The following is a 20,051-nucleotide window of genomic DNA, read 5'->3' on the forward strand; positions in this document are numbered from 1 at the left end:
ACTTGTGTCCGGCATCAGCTAAACGAATTTATGCGAAGAATACTTTTTCCTATCACCAGCGCCGCTGCCGGCGGCTTAATGACACTGTCGTTCGCCCCGTTTAATTACTGGGTATGCGGACTGCTGTCCCTGACCCTGCTTGCATGGGTTTACCTGCAAGCATCAGGGGGAAAGGTAATAAAGGGGCGTCGCGCCCTGTGGCTGGCGTTCTGTTTTGGCCTGGGGCTGTTTGCCAGCGGGGGCTCCTGGGTTTACGTTTCTATTACAAACTTCGGTAACGCCGCCCCCCCATTAGGAGCGGCCCTTACCGGTGGATTCGTTGCCCTGATGGCGGCATTGCTGGCCGCTCCCTTCTATTTGCTTGGCCGTTTTACCGATAACAAATTCAGCTTTGCCCTGGCCTTTGCCGCCCTCTGGTTTATCAGCGAGTGGTTCCGCAGCTGGATGTTCACCGGATTTCCCTGGTTATTCTCTGGTTATGCACATCTGGAAACCTGGTTGTCGGGCTGGGCCCCGGTACTGAGTGTTTACGGCGTCGGTTTAATACTCGCGTTCAGCGCAGCAGTACTCGCCCTGGCAGTCAGTGGTCGTTTGGTGCCTCTCAAACAACGCAGCCATATAGCATTGCTCGGTGCCGCGCTAATTACCTGGCCAATAGGTGCCACCCTGGCCAATGTAGAATGGACTCGCCCTGAAGGCGGAATTATCACAGTCGGCCTGGTGCAGGCGAATATTCCACAGGAAAAGAAGTGGTTGCCCGAGTTTCGCGGTGAAACCATCAGCCGCTATCAAGACGGCACCCGTGCCCTGAGTGACAAAGATGTGGATGTGATTATCTGGCCTGAAGCCGCACTGCCCATGCTCTATGGCCAAGCTCCAAATCTAATGCGGGCATTACAGCGCAATGCAGAAAAAACCGGAATCGACCTGATCAGTGGAATTCTCTTTGACAGACGCGACCCCGACCAGAGTGGCAATGTCATACACAACTCAGCTGCAGTATATGGCCGGAACCCCAGTGTCTACCATAAACGTCACTTGGTACCTTTTGGTGAGTATGTCCCCCTGGAAGATTTTATCCGGGGTACCATCGAGTTTTTTAATTTGCCCACTTCCTTCATTAGCTCAGGGCCTGATGAGCAAAGCCCACTGAATGCCGGAGGGGCCAGCTGGGCACCATTAATTTGCTATGAGATCGTTTACCCACGTCTGGTAGCCAGTAGCGCCCTTTCCGCTCAGGTGCTACTCACCATTAGCAACGACGCCTGGTTTGGTGATTCCATCGGCCCATTGCAGCATATGCAAATGGCACAGATGCGAGCCCTGGAAACTGGTCGCTATCTGGTACGCGGCACCAATACCGGAATGACGGCAATAGTGAACCCCCGCGGGCAGATCCTTGAGCAGTTGCCACAATTTGAGCAAGCCAATATGACCGGTGACATTCGTGCCATGCGCGGCTCCACCCCATTTATGCTGGCCGGGATCTCTATTGTATTTGCCCTGGCTTTGCCAATGTTGGCCTTGGCAATCATTCTACGTCGTAAGAAGGCCGTTAAGACCGGTAGCCCTATCACCGGTGAGGCCACTGACCAGTAAACCGACCCCAAATTCACTCTCTCAATCCCATGCCCAGATATTCTTCCTGGGCCAGGACCAACCCTACGGCCGCCAGCAGCACCGGACTGCTATGCTGCATTCAAATTACCGGTAAAAATTTGGCAGGGATGCCTTTGTATGCATTGTTTAATCAGTGGTGGCACAGGCCTGATAGGCAGACTTTTTTGCCAACGCTGGCTCGCCCGCGGCGACACAATCACAGTTCTTAGCCGCCAGCCAGATAAGGTGCGCACACTCTGCGGGGAGGCGGTCGAAGCAATTAGTGAACCCGAAGAGGTTAAACACGCAGTTGATGTGGTAGTAAATTTGGCGGGCGAACCAATCTCCCGCCGTTGGAGTGAGAGGCGCAGGACCGAAATTCGCAACTCCCGATTAAAAACCACAGAGAAGTTAGTGCGCTGGGCCCTAACTCAGAGGAAACGTCCAGATTACTTCCTTTCCGGGTCAGCAATTGGTTACTACGGGGACCGTGGTGGCGAACTTCTTAGGGAGGACAGTCCTCCCGGAGGAGGGTTTTCTGCTCAATTATGTCGCGACTGGGAGGAGGCAACACTTCCCCTGCAAAGAGCAGGAATCTGTGTCGGGATCATCCGCACTGCTATTGTACTCTCCACCCGTGGCGGAGCCCTGCCACAGATGTTACCAGCTTTCCGCCTTGGTCTTGGTGGGCCCATGGGTTCCGGGGAACACTGGATGAGCTGGATTCACGAGGAGGATGAGGTGGGGTTAATGCTACATGCGATTGACAAGCACCTGTGCACAACATTCAATGCCAGTGCTCCCGAAGCGGTAACCAATAACAGCTTTTCCAGATTGCTGGCCAAACAGCTGCATCGTCCATCCTTTATGCGTTCGCCTGCGTGGTTGCTTAAAACACTCTTCGGAGATATGGCAGAGGAGCTGCTACTGGCCAGTGAGCGGGTGGAGCCGCGCACCGCTCTGGACAACGGCTACAGTTTCCAGTTTCCCACTTTGGAACAGGCCCTTGCCGACCTTCTGAACGGCGGCAATGCAGCCAATAGAGCGCAGGCTTAGGGCACAGCTTCAGGCAGCCGCCATACTGCTCTCCAACGCCTCCGATAGGTAGCGACGACTGGATTCGCTAGTTACCAAATCCCCGTGGCACTCCATTGGTGCGGACCCTACCCACTGGGCGTGCCATCGATACCACTGGGATTCACCGGCTCTCTCGCGCAGCTCGATAAACTCCACCTCTGATGGGTTAAAGCGGTACTCGCGGACAATTTGCCCGGCGAAGGTTTCAAAATTCTTGCTGAGCTGAGCGCCACTCTCCGCGCCGGCACTAAGAAATAATAGAGTTCGCCCATCCTGTTCTACGCGCTTGAAGCCAACCCAAACCGCTCGATTCAAGCGGTTGTGTAATTGGATGGGAGTAAAAGAAACCGGGATGCCCTTCATCTTAAGGTTATCTCGTTTATTGTTATGTTTGTAATCCACAGTCGCCATTCCATGTTAAAAAATAATCAGTGGGTTAGTCCTGTGGCGCCAGTCATCCTAAATCCGGTGCAACTAGCATTCAAGAGTACTTTCTCTTGCTCGACGCCTGTTACCTCTTATCCTGTAGGCCTCTGAAATTCCTTTGATATAAAAGTTCCTCAACATTTCCTGGTTGGCGGCAATGGCCTAATGCTGTACCACGCCTGCCCCAGTAATTCCCGCCAGTAAGTCTGTGTTTGCAACAGGGCTGCCGCACTGGGAACCCAGCGTAGCAAACCCTCCTGTGCCCGCGGCAACAATTCTTCAGCGCTGCCAACAGGAAGCGGCTGTACTTCTAAGCCGGCTTTATAGAACACAGCTGCTGCACGGGGCATATGCCACCAGTGGGTGACCAGGACAATACGTTTCACACCCGCTGCACGCAATATCTCAGCGCTGTTTACTGCATTCTCTGCGGTAGTACGACTGCAATCATCACGCCAACTCACAGAGCGAGCCAATTTTCCCTCCAGTAGGGACTCCATCATTTGAGACTCAGCCGCTCGCTCATTTCGATAGACACGCCCTCCGGAAACCAAAATTGGCACCCCCCCTGGCGCCTGTTCAGCAGCCCACAGAACACGCTCCAGGCTAGCGGCCGACAGACGTTCACTGCCCGATTCCCCGTTTCTATAGCGCCCACCACCCAGGATTATGACTGCCTCAGGAGAAAAACCGGCAAGGTCCGGTGCAGCCCCCAGGCGCTTTCCCAGCCAATTCGAAAAAGCCGGAGTGGCACTCATCCAGAGCACAACAAATGAAACCAGTGCCAGCGGTAGGGAAACTTTCCCCAGCAGGGATCCTTCAGGCAGAAATCGTAGTAAAAACGCCAGCACTAACCCCAACATAGGTGCCAAAGGCGGCATTAGCAGGTTGGTCATAAACGTATGAAATTCAATCAATATTCAAGACCGCCCTCTATTTGTCGAAAGCAACCATAGCCACAGCGGTGGCACGGTGTGATCTGTGTATTCTCTGGTGGGAGAGCGCGGTAGCCACACCCCAAGCACTGCAGCTCCTCATCAGCACCCACATATTCGCCAGCCAGGGCCCAGGGTTTTCCCTCACGAATACAGCGCATCAGGTTGGGCCAGGCCGTTTCCGTCGGGTCTGCCGCATTCAGCAGCCAATCGCCACTGCGCTCTTCCAATGTACGCAACTCGCCGCCAAGGCCTTGGAGATAATCAGAAGCACGATGAAGGTCATCCTTTAACCAGGCACGCAGGAAGGCGACTTTATTCGCGGTTAGGTCTTCAACTGCCAGCTCACCCTCAACCAGATTCTCCAGATCCTCGCGAAACTCATCAGCTAGATCATCCTTCGGCGGCAACTTTGGTTCCTTCGTCACGGTATCCCTCCTATAATCTCGCGTTTACGCATCCTAATGGATGCCCTGGAGACAGCAATTGATCGCGATCAATCCTATGGATTGCAGATCATAAGCAGTCCCATCCAATATATGTAACGGTTTCCCCGCAAATTTTTGATCACAGAGTATAGGTCCCCAATCGATGGAAGAGCAGTACAACCCCTCCGCAGTCGAAGCTTCTGCCCAGGAATTCTGGGAGGCAGAGAAAAGCTTCGAGGTTAAGGAAGACACCGGCAGGGAAAAATTCTACTGCCTGTCCATGTTCCCCTACCCTAGCGGCAAGCTGCACATGGGCCATGTGCGAAATTACACCATCACTGACGTAATCACCCGCTACCAACGAATGCAGGGTAAGAACGTATTGCACCCTATGGGCTGGGATGCTTTTGGTCTGCCTGCAGAAAATGCAGCGATCCAGAATAAGACTGCACCGGCCAAATGGACCTATGCCAATATCGATTACATGAAGGGCCAGTTGAAAGCACTTGGCTTTGGCTTTGACTGGTCCCGTGAACTAGCTACTTGTCAGCCTTCCTATTACCGCTGGGAACAATGGTTCTTCACCCGCCTGTATGAAAAAGGCCTGGTCTACAAGAAGAACTCCGCAGTGAACTGGTGCCCCCATGACCAGACGGTACTTGCCAATGAGCAAGTGGAAGATGGGGCCTGCTGGCGTTGTGGCACTACCGTAGAACGCCGCGAGCTAGCCCAGTGGTTTATCAAGATTACCGACTATGCGGAAGAACTGCTCGAGGATCTCGACAAATTGCCCGATTGGCCCGAGCAGGTGCGCACTATGCAGCGCAACTGGATCGGCAAGAGCCGAGGTGTGGAGCTGAGCTTCGCCCTGCCTGCAACTGTAGCCGGCATGGATCACTTCGACGTCTATACCACCCGCCCGGACACCTTAATGGGAGTTACTTATGTATCTCTCGCTGCCGAGCATCCTATCGCCCTGGAGATGGCGGAAAGTAATCCGAAACTGAGAGAGTTTATTGCTGAGTGCAAAAGACAATCCCTGTCCGAAGCCGACATGGCCACAATGGACAAGAAAGGAATGGATACCGGGCTGAAAGCGATTCACCCCATCACTGGTGAAGAAGTCTCCGTCTGGGTCGCCAACTATGTATTGATGGATTACGGTTCTGGAGCCGTAATGGCAGTTCCGGCACACGACCAGCGCGACTGGGAATTTGCCCATAAGTACCAACTACCAATGGTACAGGTAATTGAAGCTTCCGATAGCCAGCCTATTGACCTGGATAAAGAAGCCTATACAGAGAAAGGCAAGCTGGTGAACTCCGGTAGCTTTGATGGACTGGATTTCGAGAGTGCTTTTACCGCAATCTCCGAAGCACTCGTCGCTACCGGCAAAGGCCGGGTCACCACTAACTATCGTCTGCGCGATTGGGGCGTCTCCCGCCAACGCTACTGGGGTGCACCTATTCCCATGTTCAATTTAGCTGACGGAGGGGAAATTCCGGTTCCTGCGGACAAACTGCCGATTCTATTACCGGAAGATGTGGAGCTAGATGGTGTTCAATCACCCATTAAAGCTGACCCAGAGTGGCGCAAGGACGAGTTCAACGGCACTACCGTAGAACGAGAAACCGATACCTTCGACACCTTCATGGAATCCAGCTGGTACTACGCGCGGTATACCTGCCCAGATTTTGAAGAGGGCATGTTGGATCCGGACCGCGCCAACTACTGGCTGCCTGTCGACCAGTATGTAGGCGGCATTGAGCACGCTATCCTGCACCTCCTCTACGCACGCTTCTTCCACAAGCTAATGCGCGATGAGGGGCTGGTAAACAGCGATGAACCTTTCAAGCAGTTGCTGTGTCAAGGTATGGTTTTAGCTGAGTCTTTTTATAAAGAGAAACACGGTCATAAAACCTGGATTAATCCAGCCGATGTGGATGTCGAGCGGGATGACAAGGGGAAACCCATCAAAGCCATTGAGCGTGCGACCGGCGAAGAGATTATTGCTGGTGGAGTAGTGAAAATGTCTAAGTCTAAGAACAATGGCATAGACCCGCACGCAGCAGTCGAGCAGTATGGCGCTGATACCGTACGTCTATTCACTATGTTCGCCGCTCCCCCTGAGCAGACCCTGGAATGGCATGACGCTGGAGTGGAGGGCGCCAGCCGCTTCCTGCGCAAGCTCTGGAAAACTGTTCACAGTCATGTCGCAGCGGGTTCAAGCGATGTAGAGATCGATCAACAATCTCTGAGTGACCAACAGCAGCAACTGCGCCGCAAGGCCCATGAAACCATCCAGAAAGTGGGTGATGACTACGGGCGCCGCCAAACTTTTAATACGGCTGTTGCCGCAGTTATGGAGCTGCTCAATGAAGTGGGTAAGTTAGCAGAACGGAATAATGAGCAGGGCCTCGCTGTAGAGCGGGAAGCACTACAAGCTGCCGTCTTACTGCTCGCACCAATTACCCCGCACATATGTCACCAATTGTGGCAAGTGCTGGGTAATTCCAGTGCATTGATTGATACGGCTTGGCCACAAGCGGATGAAAAGGCTCTTGTACGTTCAACCATTACACTGGTAGTCCAGGTCAATGGCAAAGTCCGTGCAAAACTGGATGCTCCGGCTGATGCGGATAAAGAGGGCTTGGAAAAAATGGCTCTGGAAAATGAAAACGTACAGAAGTTTATTGGTGATGCCACAGTACGCAAGGTCATTGTCGTACCAGGCAAACTGGTAAATATTGTTGCGAAATAGACTCGCAGCCCGAATGCCGGGAGCTATAAGCTCCCGGCTCACTCAGGCCGCACATACAGTTCAGGCCCGATTAAGCCAGGTAGTTTATGAAAAAAATCGCAAGACGAGTTATCTCCTTAATTGCCATTCTTGCCATTGCCAGTTGTGGCTGGCATTTACGCGGCACACCAAAGAACTTCCCTCCAGGCAGCACTATTTATATTTCCAGCGAAAACCCACGCAGTGATATTGCTGATGAACTCAGTCGCCTGCTCCACAACGGTGGTATTCCCGTTGCTGCAACTCCCATGGAAGCAGATTACGTAATGGTTATTAACAGGGAAATCGAACGCAAACTCACAGTTGCCGTAGACTCGGAGGGGCGCGCATCAGAATACGAACTGATCACCAGCGCTATCTATAGTGTTCGTACCGGTAGCGGTGAAGTCTTGCTAAACAAAGCCCAGGCAGATGTTTACCGTTCTCTTGAATGGGATGTATCTGAGATTGTGAGTAAGGGCGAAGAGGAACGCTTACTGCGTGCTGAAATGCGTCGCGAACTTATCAGCCGGATGATTGACCGACTGCGTCGAATTGATGTCAATGCCCCGCTGGAGGATAAAAGCTACTAAGTAGCTGTACAGTAATGCGTATCAACCCCCAGCAACTACTACAGAGTCTCAAAAAGGGGCTGGCCCCGGTTTATATTATTTCCGGAGATGAACCCCTGCTGGTCCAGGAGTGTTGTGACCAGGTTCGTAAGGCGGCGAAGAAGGTTGGCTTTGATGAGCGTGAGCTTCTCCATGCCGAGCACAACTTTGATTGGGGGCTTCTACTCGCCTCTGCTGGCAATATGTCGCTTTTTGCCGAGAAAAAGTTGATCGAAGTACGCGCACCTGGTGGAAAACCGGGGGACAAGGGCAGTAAGGCCCTTCAGGAATTCGCAGCCCTCGCCAGCCAGGACTTGGTTCTGCTTTTAATTCTACCCAAACTGGAAAGATCACAGCTCAACAGCAAGTGGGTAAAAGCACTGGAACAAGAAGGCGTACTAGTCCAGATCTGGCCAGTGCCTGCCCAGGAAATGCCACGTTGGATCAATCAGCGGCTTAGCGCTGCAGGACTGACTGCCGAACCCGAAGCAGTAAAAATTCTGGCAGAACGCGTGGAGGGCAACCTACTTGCCGCTAGCCAGGAGATAGAAAAGCTCAAGCTATTAAATAAGAGCGACACCACAATTACCGTCAGCTTACTGGAACATAGTGTTACCAGCTCCGCTCGCTATAGTGTATTTGACCTAATAGATAGAGCCTTGGCCAGTGAAGCCGATAAAGCAATAACAACTTTACAGGGATTACGCAGTGAAGGCATTGAAGCACCGGTAGTGCTTTGGGCCCTGGCACGGGAAATTCGCTCATTGCTGGAAATTGGGGAAAAGCTCAATCAGGGCCAACCACTGGCTCGCCTGGTGCGTATTCAAAAACGTCAGCCACTAATTCAATCCGCTCTTTCCCGGCTGGCGCCTCGCCAGCTTGAAACTCTGCTTTTACGCGCTCGCGCTATCGATACCGCCATCAAGGGTGGCACTGGACACCAATCACCCTGGACGGGCCTACTGGAGCTCACTTTAAACCTGAGTGGCCAGCGCAGCGTCTAGCTCTCGGTTTACCCTCACCTAACTACCAATCTATTTAATAAACAACCCCTGCCCCTAAAGGGGAGGGGTTGTTTAGGCGAACTAAAATCAGGGTTAGTTCTGAGTAATCGTAGCCATGTTGCTATCACCAATCTGATGAACACTGGCCATATTGAACTCGCTAGATTGAGTAACAAAAGTGGCGTTATTGTTACCAGACTGTCCCAAGTGGGCGCCATGCTCAAAGCCAGATTGAGACAGAACAATCATGTTGTCCCCGCCCATATCCTGGTGAACTTCTGCCAAGTTAAGCTCGCCAACCTGGTCAATATCAACCATGTTAGCTACGCCTTCACTGTAGCCGAAGGTAGAGTTAGCGCTACCAGACTGATCAATAGTCACCTGGTTCAAATCACCGGTCTGAGAAAACTCACTCCAGTTCATGTCACCATTTTGAACCAGGGCAGCAGTATTGCTGTTGCCGTATTGATACATGTCACCAATATTATTAGTGTCGTTCTGAGCGATAGTGGTTACGTTGTCATCGCCATACTGAGCTGCAACACTGGAGTTACCGATTCCATCCTGGGCAATGGTCGTAACGTTGTTAATACCCGCTTGGGACATATCCAGGTAGTTGTAATCTCCAGTTTGCACCAGATTTGCGGTATTTTCAGCACCGCTCTGGTAAGCGAAGCCCACGTTACCCTCACCAACTTGACCGCCCAGGAAGCCATCCGCCGATGGATACCAGGTGCTGCCCCAAACACTGTTTGAGTCGCCAACCTGGGTGCTCATAAACAGGTTGCCATCACCTTCCTGCTGCAAGAAAGCAGTATTGTCATTACCATCCTGTAAAGCATCCATGGTGTTATCATGGGAATTAGAGTACTGGTCCAGGTGCATTACGTTTTCACTGCCCATCTGGGTAGCAAATGCTGTGTTTCTGGCACCATCCCATTGGTGAATAACACCCTGGTTACCCTCTCCCTGCTGGAAAGTGTAGGCTTGTGAACCATCCTGGTTATTCTGGCTGGTAGTCGCATAGTTGCGATTTCCAACTTGGGTCTGGTCAATAAAGTTACTATCAGCAAATGACTGCTCGGTAGAAGCGAGATTGTCATTACCTTCCTGCCATTGATAAGCGGCATTATTGGTAGACTCGACTACCTGATAAATGTCAGCGGCATTATCGTTGCCAGCCTGCAGTTGATCACCGTAGTTACCATCAGCCATGGCCTGTCCAGCACCTACAAGCATTGCAATCGCGGCAGCAAGTGAAAGCTTTTTCATTTATGTTTCTCCCTCGGACTAAATAAACAAATACAAACAAAAAGAAAGCAGCGAGCTAGTCATACTGGACTACCTCCACCGCATGGTTGTCACCGAACTGCGCGACAAATCCAAATAGCCCATCACCGTTTTGAATGATGTTGGCTGAATTTCCATAACCAACTTGATTTATAAGGGCAATATTATCTATACCGTTCTGTATAGCAGTTGCTTGGTTGTAAGCCCCAGACTGTGAAATAGCCGCATAGTTATAGTCACCACTTTGGTGAACTACTGATTCATTGGACGAACCATCCTGAACCAGGAATACCTGGTTGTACTGACCTGTCTGTACTACTTCAGCTACGTTGTAGTCTCCTAACTGCGTTACTTCAGCCAGCTGTCCATTAATTGAATCATCCCGCTGAAGAAGTAGATCAAGTGCACCTTGCCCAGATAACAGTTCATCGTGACTATCGAGATCTCCAGCCCAGGACAATGTAATGGGCATTAAAACTAGAATCAGATAGAAAACAGCCGCCCTAATAGCAGTCACTCAGATTTCCTCAGTCAAATTAAATAAACTATATAAAGCTCATCTACTAAGGAAACTATAGGAATAATAAGAACAGGAATAAATCAGAAGAAAGCGTATTTTTCTATACAAAAATAAGCAGAAACGTAAAACTTTTGTATGATTAAGGAAAGATAAAAGCTATGAAACAGATAAAAATCTGCGAGAGCAACCAGGAGTCCCGTAAATTACACCAACTTACAGAAAAGTTCAACTCGCAAAAAAGCTGGCCACCTAACCACTTTTAATTCAGATAGATATTGCCAGCTTTTTGAATAATTAAATTATTATTAATCAACAATAATTACATTGTTTTCATGAGATCAGAGAATTTTCACCGGACTTTCAGAGTATTCATCCAAGATCGATGCAGGAAACTCACTACTATCCTGCAAAGCCCATAAATTTCCAGTAACCCCATTAGCAATAAGGTGAATCACGGCAGACTCGATAGCCGAAAGTACACAAAGCTGAGCAGGATCATTGGTCGTCATCCCAGCCTCAACCTCTAATAAACGTTTATATTCTACAAATGTGTAAATATCTCCTTGCACCTGCCGGGACAAAATCTTTTTACTGGTAAGCACGCTACTTAGTACACGACCCGTTCTTACATCGACAGCGCGCAAGTTTACTGTCACTTCATCAACACGGTACTGTGAAGAAAGGCCAATTCCAAAATACCTTGCCCCTGCTCCACCAGTTTTGATATTGGTGTCATAAGCGACAATCCCTCCTTCCAACATAATATTTGCTGACATCAAGGAGGGTAAATCAAAAGGAGGAACTGTATCTTCCTCTTTCAGTGCAGCACGAATTATCTTTCTCTCTGTCAGCAGGTTTTGCAGTCCTTCCCGCTCTAAAGTAACAAACCATCCTGATTCATTTAAGACCTGCACCAACATAGAAGCAGCGCCCTGAGTCACTGCAGTTGAAAACGAGCTTGATGGGGCCGGCCTGTACTGCCCTGTCTGGTCACTAAAACCATAAACTGCTACAACAATTTTCCCCCTGGGAGAGGGCAAATTGATCAAGTCGGCATAGGTGCTCATTCGATCTGTTAAAGTGGCCTTCTCATATCCTGGACCAAATAGAGCCTCACGGGTTTTCTGAAAAAAACTACAACCACTTATGAAAATAATAAATACTACAAGCAATATTCTAGGCAACATCACCACCACCCCTGAAATCCTCAAAAATGCCATCCAATGGCAGTATGGCTGTTAATTTCCCGGATCTAATCCTACTACGACAATCTCAGAAATTTCGCCGGTGACAGCATCTGTAATAGTTATTGTTAAAGTTCCATCCACATCAATTATATTTACAATAAAGTCATCGGTTACCAGAGTACCATCATTTCCATTACCTACATCGGTCAAGAGTTGAGACAACAATCTGGATTCCAAAGTATCAGTGAATCTATCTAGAGAGGAAGATTCTGAATAAGGTGACTTACCTGCTTTTGGATCTTTCTTACTATTCTGGGCACTCGCATTATTCAGTAGATAGTTACCATTTAATGGGTTGCCACCGAACGAGGGGTTAACCGGTGTGTAAATCAACTCAGTAGCATACCCTGCAAAAGGAATCATTAATATAAGCGTAAAGAGAGTAACTAAAAATCTTTTCATTAAATTTCATCCCCTGCCAAATCCAAATTTTGAGAGAACAACTCTTGCAGCCTCTGCTGTCGAATATTGTTATTTATTTGAGTTGCTGCTTGAGCAACAATCTCTCCAAAACGCCTTCGCCCAGGGTAGATCACAGTTCTAAAAACCTGTTTATTTTCATAGGTAACCCACACCACGCTACCCCACCTTGCTGAAGGTCGCTCATGAACGGTTAGGTTATAATCGAATTCCGTGAGGTTACTGGTGATATAAATAGAAAGAGAACGGGCAAATTCGTGACCAATACCGCTCACAGTACTGTCGATAACCAGCCCGGTAAGAAGGGAGTCCTCACCCTCTATTGACTCGAGCTCTTGCGACTGGACAAGTGGGGAGATTGAGATAAGCAGAATTAGGAGAGAAACTCTCTTAAAGCAGTAAAAATAGATACTCATTTTATAAGTTCTGGCTAGCCCAACTACTTGCTTCTAAGCGATTTTTACAGCCAATCTTTCTGTATATCTTATAAAGATGACTCTTAACCGTGTGCTCACTAACACATAAAACTTCTGCAATATTTGCATTGGTATGACACTCACATATCAACTGCAATATTTGCGTCTCACGCTGAGTGAGATTCGACGCTTTTTCCCGCCACTTTTTTGGCTTCCGGTGCTGACGTAAAAAATTATGCAGTACATCCCTGGGAAACCAGTATTCACCAGAAAAAATCCTGCCCAATCTTTCCATGATCACTTTGGGCTCACATTCCGAAGGCATCAAGCCAAGAACCTTCTCCCAGTGAAGAACAAAATCCAAATCAGTTGTATCCGCTACATTAATCAGAACAATACTGGGTGGATTGGAAATTGTATGAATGTCACGCAGAATCAGGTCCAGATCGGATGATGAGAGATCTGCGCAGTCCAGGAGAAGATATTCAGTGATAATTTCTTCAAGCGAAGAAATTGACAAACGCTGGAATATAGAACACTTAGTCCTAAACTCATCCTCTATACGCCCTGCAAAGATAGAGGATTGAAGATTAATAGAAGCCGTTAAAAAAGCTACTTCCGGCCCTTCGGATTCATGACCCGGAGTCACAACTTCAAGGCGTGCATAATCCTTATGCAAATTCATCTGGGTTCCCCCAACATGCGGTCCTTTTAAGATCTTACTTAATATCTGATTTGCTCTTATTTTCTATTTATTCTATGGCCGTCTTTCGCTGTGAGCTAAATCTATTCGATCAACTCCCTGCCTGCAACAAGAAGTGATCTAGATATCAAAATTTCAATCTTAAGTGTGCCAACATAAATTTAGAATGTCATTTTTACATACAAAGGTATTACATTTACAGCTGTAAACCACCTCATAGAACATCCTTTGGTATAGACTCAGGAGCCCACAAAAAATTCAACGAATATCGAGAAATTTGTACTGGTCCACAAAATTAATAGATTAATTTTGATAAAAAACAAATTTTTCTGATCTGAAGAATGTGAACAGTCACATATAATCCACGAAGCATCTTAAAATATAAATTAAATCGTTTAGTACTATTCAATTGATATTAAATAAAAGTCAAATGAGAAATAGAGCAAACGGTATTACTTTGAATAAAAGTCACAAAAAATATAAGTCTAAAAACACAGCCACAATTTTTTCTGAATTATCCGCAAACAGGTTCCGTATAAATAGTAATCAGTTTGAAGTTGATTTAACCTTAAATACAGACTTCCCAGTGTTAATAAAGCACTTGAAGCTGGGATGAATGTACCGATTAGACCAAGAAATAGGCTATATTCAGCCCAAACTGCATGGAATAAATTCATGAGCACCAGTATCCAACCCTCCGCACATGCATCCACTCATACAATCAATAATCAGGTTCCACCTCTTACGGGCCATAATTTATACGCGGGGGATCAAGCACTTAGAGAAGCAGTACATATCAATGGAGGACACTGGGCCGAGGAAGATTTACAGCGCTATGGAGAAGTATGTGGTCGCCCAGAAATGATTGAACGTGGTTACGCTGCCAATGAATTCAAGCCAATATTCGAAAGCCATGACCGTATCGGCAATCGTATAGATATAGTTCGTTACCATCCTTCATATCATCAATTAATGCAACTGGCACTCTCGGAAGGATTGCACTGTTCACCCTGGACGGATCCACGTCCGGGAGCGAACGTGGTAAGGGCAGCAAAGAACTATTTACAATGTCAGCTTGAAGCTGGTCATGGATGCCCAGTAACTATGACTTTTGCTTCTATACCGTCAATTCAACTCAACCCCATTGTTGCCGCTGAATGGGCCCCCAAAATATTAAGCAGAGGATATGACAACAGTAATCGCCCTTACTTTGAAAAGTCCTCTCTAACTATCGGGATGGGTATGACGGAAAAACAAGGCGGCTCTGATGTACGTGCTAATACCACGACCGCTATCCCTTTAGGGGATAACGTCTATGAGCTGCTCGGGCACAAGTGGTTTATGTCTGCTCCCATGTGCGACGGTTTTCTGATACTAGCCCAGGCACCCGGAGGGCTCTCCTGTTTTCTGGTACCCCGCTGGCGTCCAGATGGTAGTAAAAATCCCCTGGAAATCCAAAGGCTCAAAGTGAAAGCCGGTAATGTCTCCAATGCTTCTTCAGAAGTGGAGATGCGAGGTGCAATGGGTTGGTTGTTAGGAGAGGAAGGCCGAGGCGTAAACGCAATTATTAAGATGGTAGCCATCACTCGCTTCGATTGTATGGTCGGTTCTTCCGGAGGTCAGCGTCAAGCAGTTGTTCAGGCCATTTACCATGCCTCACAACGAAAAGCCTTTGGCCAAAAGTTGATTGACCACCCCCTAATGCGCAATGTGCTGGCGGACCTGCAATTAGAAGTTGAGGGATCCATTGCCTTAACTATGCGTATGGCAAGGGCTATGGATCAGGAGGACCAGGAGCACGAAAAAATGCTACTTCGTCTGGGAGCTGCGGTGGGAAAATACTGGATCTGCAAACGCAGTCCTCACCATGCCTATGAGGCTATGGAATGCCTGGGAGGAAATGGGGTCATCGAGAACTTTATTACTGCCCGCCTATACCGAGATGCTCCAATCAATGCTATCTGGGAAGGCTCTGGCAATATACAGGCTCTGGATGTCCTTCGGGCAATCACAAAAACACCCAGTGTAGTAAATCACTGGTTGGACGAAATGGCAGCCAGCACAGGTAAGAATAATTATTTTGATAAAGCACTAGATTCATTAAAGAAAGAATTGGCAGATTTAGATCAGTTTGAGTACCGAGCTCGCGCTATCGTAGATCAAATGGCAGTTACAATGCAGGCCCATCTACTTATTCAATCTGGTGATAAGGCAGTCAGTAGCGCTTTTATTCTATCAAGGTTGGAGGGCAAAGGCGGCCATAGCACTGGTAGCCTACCCAGGGGAGTCGATATAGAACAATTGCTCACACGCGGGAACCCACTTTCAGTATAAAAAATGAGCTATATATTAACTTAAACTGAAAACCCGGCATAACCGGGTTTTTTCTAATAAAAAATAAAGATCAGCTAAAAAAAACTATAGCGAAAGCCCAGTTGGCCACGAACCCCATAATACTCAACTTGCTTTGGCCTATCTTTATCACCAATATAATAAGTTAAAGGTTCATTCGTAAGGTTTAAGGCCTCAGCAAAAATAACTAAATTGTCCCCAATCGTATAATTTGCACTCATATCCAGGCTTGTGTAAGCACCGTAGTACTGGTCTTCATTTTTATTGCCACCATGCTCTTCAATATACTCTCCCTTATGGTTTTGAGCCAGGCGAATGGAGACAGTACCATCATCATAATAGATAGAGAGATTATGTAATAAATCAGCTTGACGGGAAATCGGCACCGCACCATCACGGCCCGGAATACGCATTTCTGAATCCAGCATAGTTAAATTTGTCGACAACCCGATATTTGAAAGAAATCCGGGAAGGAAATCCATTTTTCGCACCAGATTAAATTCCAATCCCCTCAGCCACGCATCTTCACCATTTTCCGGACTATAAATATCGACTCCTGACACTCCATTATATTCACCTTCTTTCACATCTTTAAAGATTGGATCTGTAATATCTTTATAAAATAAACCAGCAGATAAAATCCCCGAGTCATTAAAATAGTACTCATACATAAAGTCCAGATTCCAAGAGTAAGTAGGATCAAGATCTGGATTACCTCCTATAAACTCATTATCGTGCTCGGCATAGTACCCTCCCGGATTCAGATCACCAAAGTCCGGCCTGGCAAAGGTTCTGGTCAGCGCGAGCCTGATATTGCTATCCTCTGTGAGCGCATATTTTAGATGTGCCGATGGCAAAATGGATAAATACTCTTTATCACCATTAAACGGCACCAAATAGCCTTTATTAGCTTCATCGTTAACAAATACCTGGCTTTCCACCTTCGTTTGTGTCTGAGTGAGTCGTAATCCCATTACAAGAATGGCTCTATCTGAAAGCTCATAATTACCCATGCCATAAGCCGATAGGTGCCTCTCTGTTAGCTCAAAATTTCGCCCAAGAGCCCCTCCATTTTCAACTAGAGCTGATTCTTCGGGAATCAAAATGAATTTATCCCGGTTTTGGTTCCAAAAATTCTCCAATTGAGACATTGAAGCAACCTGAGAGAATTGGGAGTCATAGTTGATATCCAACTCTGATAGGAAATCATTTCTGCCAGGCTGATCAGACAAGGTAAAGTCAGAGAGAACTGGGGCAGGCCCATAGTTTTCCTCATCCCAAATGTAAAATGCATCGGAGAATTCAGACACCCGTTCCTTGTCCCGATATTTCATACCGAACTTTAACTCCAGCTCACTGGAAAACTGGGAAGAAAAGTCAAAAGTGGCTACCACTTTATCCTTTTCGTTGACATACACTTTATATAGTTCAACCCAAGATAGGCTGGACTGGGTTGGGTCCATTACAAAACCATCCGGGAGGTGAGTGGGTATATTTTCTGCTGGGTCAGTACCACCATCGATTTGGTTGTAAGCCAGCCCATCATCATCCAGGCCAACATAACCTACTTCCGTTTGATCAAAACGCATTACAAAATAAGAGCGATCATCTTTATTGGGTGTATTCCCATAGCGGAATTCATTATCATAGCTGGCTAAATTCCAATTCAGCTGCTTATCATCACCAAAAAAGTGCTCTCCACCAACTTCAACACCTTGCATACGAGTTATCAAAGTATTGTGGATATGCTGAAGTTCCATTCTATCTTTATCGAACCGCAACCTGTGCTTGTAATGTGTCTCCTCATCTTCTAATGTCCCATACAAACCACGAGCAAAAATCTTACCTCCTTCTTCCAATCGGTATTCAGTAGCAAGGTTTAACCCCAGGGTATCTCTGGTTCCGGTATAATCCCGCAGTTCCAATCGATATATTCCCTCCCCTTTACGGCGAGGCTCGTAGTTATCTGTTGCCCAATCCCTGCTCCAACCAGTTACATTGGCCAAAAATCCCCATTTACCACCTTCACTTCTATCCCCATAAAGAATGCTCATGGATTTAATATCACCGTCGGCTTTATCCGCATAGCCACCAGATAGGGATATATCCAAAGTGCGTTCTTCAGGGGCTGTACGAGTCACAAAATTAACATTGCCGCCAATAGAGTCACCTTCCTGATCCGCGGTAACAGCCTTAGAGACCTCAATACGTTCAATCAGCTCCGATGGAAAGAAATCAAATGCCGTAGCCCTGCTGGTAGTTTCCTCTTCTGCAGATGGCAAACGATGATCATTAAGGCTAGAAGAACTCCATTGGGACGGGAGGCCACGCACAGCGACAAACCGTCCTTCCCCCTGGTCACGCTCGATAGATACGCCTGCGACTCTTTGAACTGCCTCTGCGGCGTTACGATCCGGTAACTTTCCTATACCATCTGCCGATACCACATTAACAATCCGGTTGGATTCCCTCTGTAACTCCAGGGAACGTAACTCTGTCTCAAACATTCGTCCAAGCACAACAATCTCTTCTATTTCGCTATCATCCTGGACACTCTGCTTACTACTTTCTTGTGCATGAGCGTAATTTACTTGTCCCACCAGCAGAGTAATCGTTGCAGGCAATAATTTGACATAAATCATTTTACTTCCCCTGTATCAATCAAAAAATGATTGGCAAATTTTTATCGACACAAATTAACTTGCTCGATCATCAACATAAATCTGGACTAGACCAGAATCCTAAATTGCCGCTATGACGTTTGTATAACAGGTGTGTGAATATTCCCTGCGAATATATAAATGAAAAATTTTTACCATCTGGAATGGTTATTGAACTTAAAAAAGACTGTCACAAAAACGCAATCATAAGCACCTAAAATCTGGTCTAGACCAAATGGCAACTATCGATAAAATGGAAAAAACCAGTAAAAAACAGGAATCTGATTCCAGTGAAGATTTCAACAGTGAGCTTTTTTTGCTACTCTTTTCCGGAGTTGCTGCATTCTTCACTTATTTTTGTATGTATGCTTTCCGCAAGCCCTTTGCAGCAGCATCTTACGCCAACATTTCCGGCTGGGATTTCACTCTAGACTTTAAAACCGCACTTATAATTTCCCAAGTACTGGGTTATGCGTTTTCAAAAATTATCGGGATTAAGGTTGTCTCAGAGTTACGGCCATTGCAGCGGGGAAGAATACTGGTAATTCTAATTCTTTTCAGTCATCTGGCCTTGATAGCATTCGCATTGATCCCCGCTCCTTATAATGTTGTCATGCTTTTTTTTAATGGTCTCCCACTTGGAATGGTGTGGGGACTAGTATTCAGCTATTTAGAGGGGCGTCGTCTTACTGAAGCACTAGGCGCCATTTTATGTGTTAGCTTAATCGTCTCTTCAGGAGCCGTAAAAGCAGTAGCCGCATATCTAATGCTGGAATGGAAAGTCCCGGAAATCTGGATGCCTGCAACCGTGGGCTTATTATTTCTACCTGCACTGATTCTATCTACATTTACACTCAGTAGAATTCCCCAACCCAACAAAGCAGACATCCGTGCACGAAAACAAAGAGTACCAATGACGAATGAAATGCGTTGGACTTTCGTCAATGAAACGAATCTGGGATTGTTGGCTTTAATCATCGCTTATGTATTCCTAACGGCATTTCGTGACTTCTCTGATAATTTCGCTGCAGAGCTTTGGCAAGCTTTGGGTTATGGTCAAGCACCCCAGATCTTCCTTACCAGCACTCTACCCGTGGCACTGATAGTTTTAGCATCCCTGGCGCTACTTATTTTTGTACGTAACAACTATCGCGCATTGCAGCTAAACCAGCTATTAGTCGCGGCTGGGGGAGCAATCTGCATAACTTCAACTCTCGCATTTGAGTTAGATATTGTATCCGGGGCTGCCTGGATGATTGGGATCAATATCGGGCTCTATATAGGCTATGTTCCATTTAACTGTTTATTATTTGAACGTCTGGTCGCCTGCACCAAGAGCCTAGGTAACGCAGGATTTGTGATTTATCTGGCAGATAGTGCGGGTTATATCGGCAGCATTAGTGTCATGCTCTATAAGACTTTCGCGCAACCAAACCTAAACTGGTTACAGTTTACTCAGCAACTTTCCTATGCTACTGGTATTGCATGTATTTTGTTAATGCTGCTCTCACTTCTTTTCTTTCGCCGCTTGCACCGTAATTCTTCTTCACGGTTGAGGCTTATTACTTCTCCAGTGTAAAAAAG

The 20,051-nt window shown here is 47.2% G+C and carries 17 protein-coding genes; 7 read left to right on the plus strand and 10 right to left on the minus strand.

Features of this window, described 5'->3' with window-relative positions:
• Positions 1–30 precede the first annotated feature (30 nt).
• Both lnt and ACJJJB_RS14620 read left to right on the plus strand, forming a co-directional pair.
• Positions 31–1,599: an apolipoprotein N-acyltransferase gene (lnt, locus tag ACJJJB_RS14615; RefSeq protein ID WP_445365082.1), complete on the plus strand. Its 1,569-nt coding sequence runs from the start codon at positions 31–33 to the stop codon at positions 1,597–1,599.
• 138 nt (positions 1,600–1,737) lie between these two features.
• On the plus strand, positions 1,738–2,655 hold the full coding sequence (locus ACJJJB_RS14620; RefSeq protein WP_020412513.1) for a TIGR01777 family oxidoreductase: 918 nt from the start codon (positions 1,738–1,740) through the stop codon (positions 2,653–2,655).
• A 9-nt stretch (positions 2,656–2,664) separates the two neighbouring features.
• Here the strand turns inward: ACJJJB_RS14620 and ACJJJB_RS14625 are convergent, their stop codons facing one another.
• From ACJJJB_RS14625 to ACJJJB_RS14635, 3 genes are all read right to left on the minus strand, one after another.
• On the minus strand, positions 2,665–3,078 hold the full coding sequence (locus tag ACJJJB_RS14625; RefSeq protein WP_020412512.1) for a hypothetical protein: 414 nt from the start codon (positions 3,076–3,078) through the stop codon (positions 2,665–2,667).
• 158 nt (positions 3,079–3,236) lie between these two features.
• On the minus strand, positions 3,237–4,019 hold the full coding sequence (locus ACJJJB_RS14630) for a YdcF family protein (protein WP_445365083.1): 783 nt from the start codon (positions 4,017–4,019) through the stop codon (positions 3,237–3,239).
• Positions 4,016–4,465 carry a zinc ribbon-containing protein gene (locus ACJJJB_RS14635; RefSeq protein WP_020412510.1) on the minus strand — a complete coding sequence of 150 codons (450 nt, stop codon included), beginning with the start codon at positions 4,463–4,465 and terminating at the stop codon, positions 4,016–4,018. Before ACJJJB_RS14635 ends, ACJJJB_RS14630 begins: the two co-directional genes overlap by 4 nt.
• A gap of 163 nt (positions 4,466–4,628) precedes the next feature.
• Here ACJJJB_RS14635 and leuS point away from each other — a divergent pair, with 163 nt between their 5' ends.
• From leuS to holA, 3 genes are all read left to right on the plus strand, one after another.
• Positions 4,629–7,226, plus strand: a complete 2,598-nt coding sequence (gene leuS, locus ACJJJB_RS14640; protein WP_445365084.1) for a leucine--tRNA ligase — start codon at positions 4,629–4,631, stop codon at positions 7,224–7,226.
• Between the two features lie 86 nt (positions 7,227–7,312).
• Positions 7,313–7,837 (plus strand): LPS-assembly lipoprotein LptE, encoded by a 525-nt coding sequence (locus tag ACJJJB_RS14645; protein WP_282952582.1) that lies wholly within the window; start codon positions 7,313–7,315, stop codon positions 7,835–7,837.
• Positions 7,838–7,851: 14 nt separating this feature from the next.
• Positions 7,852–8,859, plus strand: a complete 1,008-nt coding sequence (gene holA / locus ACJJJB_RS14650) for a DNA polymerase III subunit delta (protein WP_444946233.1) — start codon at positions 7,852–7,854, stop codon at positions 8,857–8,859.
• A gap of 93 nt (positions 8,860–8,952) precedes the next feature.
• On the opposite strand, the gene ACJJJB_RS14655 is transcribed toward holA, so the two are convergent.
• The 6 genes from ACJJJB_RS14655 to ACJJJB_RS14680 form a co-directional block, all read right to left on the minus strand.
• Positions 8,953–10,131, minus strand: a complete 1,179-nt coding sequence (locus ACJJJB_RS14655; protein ID WP_444946232.1) for a hypothetical protein — start codon at positions 10,129–10,131, stop codon at positions 8,953–8,955.
• A 55-nt stretch (positions 10,132–10,186) separates the two neighbouring features.
• Complete coding sequence (locus ACJJJB_RS14660) at positions 10,187–10,666, minus strand: hypothetical protein (RefSeq protein WP_020412505.1); 480 nt, start codon at positions 10,664–10,666, stop codon at positions 10,187–10,189.
• A 341-nt stretch (positions 10,667–11,007) separates the two neighbouring features.
• Positions 11,008–11,856, minus strand: coding sequence for a CsgG/HfaB family protein (locus ACJJJB_RS14665; RefSeq protein WP_282952578.1), 849 nt, complete (start codon positions 11,854–11,856; stop codon positions 11,008–11,010).
• A 51-nt stretch (positions 11,857–11,907) separates the two neighbouring features.
• Positions 11,908–12,318, minus strand: coding sequence for a curli assembly protein CsgF (locus ACJJJB_RS14670; protein WP_020412503.1), 411 nt, complete (start codon positions 12,316–12,318; stop codon positions 11,908–11,910).
• A complete protein-coding gene (locus ACJJJB_RS14675; RefSeq protein WP_282952577.1) occupies positions 12,318–12,752 on the minus strand; it encodes a CsgE family curli-type amyloid fiber assembly protein in 435 nt (144 codons plus the stop codon). Before ACJJJB_RS14675 ends, ACJJJB_RS14670 begins: the two co-directional genes overlap by 1 nt.
• Position 12,753: 1 nt before the next feature.
• On the minus strand, positions 12,754–13,437 hold the full coding sequence (locus ACJJJB_RS14680) for a helix-turn-helix transcriptional regulator (RefSeq protein WP_020412501.1): 684 nt from the start codon (positions 13,435–13,437) through the stop codon (positions 12,754–12,756).
• 693 nt (positions 13,438–14,130) lie between these two features.
• Here ACJJJB_RS14680 and ACJJJB_RS14685 point away from each other — a divergent pair.
• A complete protein-coding gene (locus ACJJJB_RS14685) occupies positions 14,131–15,789 on the plus strand; it encodes an acyl-CoA dehydrogenase family protein (RefSeq protein WP_444946231.1) in 1,659 nt (552 codons plus the stop codon).
• A gap of 74 nt (positions 15,790–15,863) precedes the next feature.
• Here the strand turns inward: ACJJJB_RS14685 and ACJJJB_RS14690 are convergent, their stop codons facing one another.
• Positions 15,864–18,449, minus strand: a complete 2,586-nt coding sequence (locus ACJJJB_RS14690; protein WP_444946230.1) for a TonB-dependent receptor — start codon at positions 18,447–18,449, stop codon at positions 15,864–15,866.
• 253 nt (positions 18,450–18,702) lie between these two features.
• Between ACJJJB_RS14690 and ACJJJB_RS14695 the strand changes: the two genes are divergently transcribed.
• Positions 18,703–20,046, plus strand: a complete 1,344-nt coding sequence (locus ACJJJB_RS14695; protein WP_444946229.1) for a DUF5690 family protein — start codon at positions 18,703–18,705, stop codon at positions 20,044–20,046.
• The last annotated feature ends 5 nt before the right edge of the window (positions 20,047–20,051 follow it).

This window comes from Microbulbifer variabilis (genome assembly GCF_052468405.1).

What these genes read in the sequence shown, in the direction of transcription:
- lnt (WP_445365082.1), top strand. Translation starts at nt 31, where the DNA reads ATGCGAAGAATACTTTTTCCTATCACCAGCGCCGCTGCCGGCGGCTTA.
- ACJJJB_RS14620 (WP_020412513.1), top strand. Translation starts at nt 1,738, where the DNA reads ATGCATTGTTTAATCAGTGGTGGCACAGGCCTGATAGGCAGACTTTTT.
- leuS (WP_445365084.1), top strand. Translation starts at nt 4,629, where the DNA reads ATGGAAGAGCAGTACAACCCCTCCGCAGTCGAAGCTTCTGCCCAGGAA.
- ACJJJB_RS14645 (WP_282952582.1), top strand. Translation starts at nt 7,313, where the DNA reads ATGAAAAAAATCGCAAGACGAGTTATCTCCTTAATTGCCATTCTTGCC.
- holA (WP_444946233.1), top strand. Translation starts at nt 7,852, where the DNA reads ATGCGTATCAACCCCCAGCAACTACTACAGAGTCTCAAAAAGGGGCTG.
- ACJJJB_RS14655 (WP_444946232.1), bottom strand. Translation starts at nt 10,131, where the DNA reads ATGAAAAAGCTTTCACTTGCTGCCGCGATTGCAATGCTTGTAGGTGCT.
- ACJJJB_RS14665 (WP_282952578.1), bottom strand. Translation starts at nt 11,856, where the DNA reads ATGTTGCCTAGAATATTGCTTGTAGTATTTATTATTTTCATAAGTGGT.
- ACJJJB_RS14670 (WP_020412503.1), bottom strand. Translation starts at nt 12,318, where the DNA reads ATGAAAAGATTTTTAGTTACTCTCTTTACGCTTATATTAATGATTCCT.
- ACJJJB_RS14675 (WP_282952577.1), bottom strand. Translation starts at nt 12,752, where the DNA reads ATGAGTATCTATTTTTACTGCTTTAAGAGAGTTTCTCTCCTAATTCTG.
- ACJJJB_RS14680 (WP_020412501.1), bottom strand. Translation starts at nt 13,437, where the DNA reads ATGAATTTGCATAAGGATTATGCACGCCTTGAAGTTGTGACTCCGGGT.
- ACJJJB_RS14685 (WP_444946231.1), top strand. Translation starts at nt 14,131, where the DNA reads ATGAGCACCAGTATCCAACCCTCCGCACATGCATCCACTCATACAATC.
- ACJJJB_RS14690 (WP_444946230.1), bottom strand. Translation starts at nt 18,449, where the DNA reads ATGATTTATGTCAAATTATTGCCTGCAACGATTACTCTGCTGGTGGGA.
- ACJJJB_RS14695 (WP_444946229.1), top strand. Translation starts at nt 18,703, where the DNA reads ATGGCAACTATCGATAAAATGGAAAAAACCAGTAAAAAACAGGAATCT.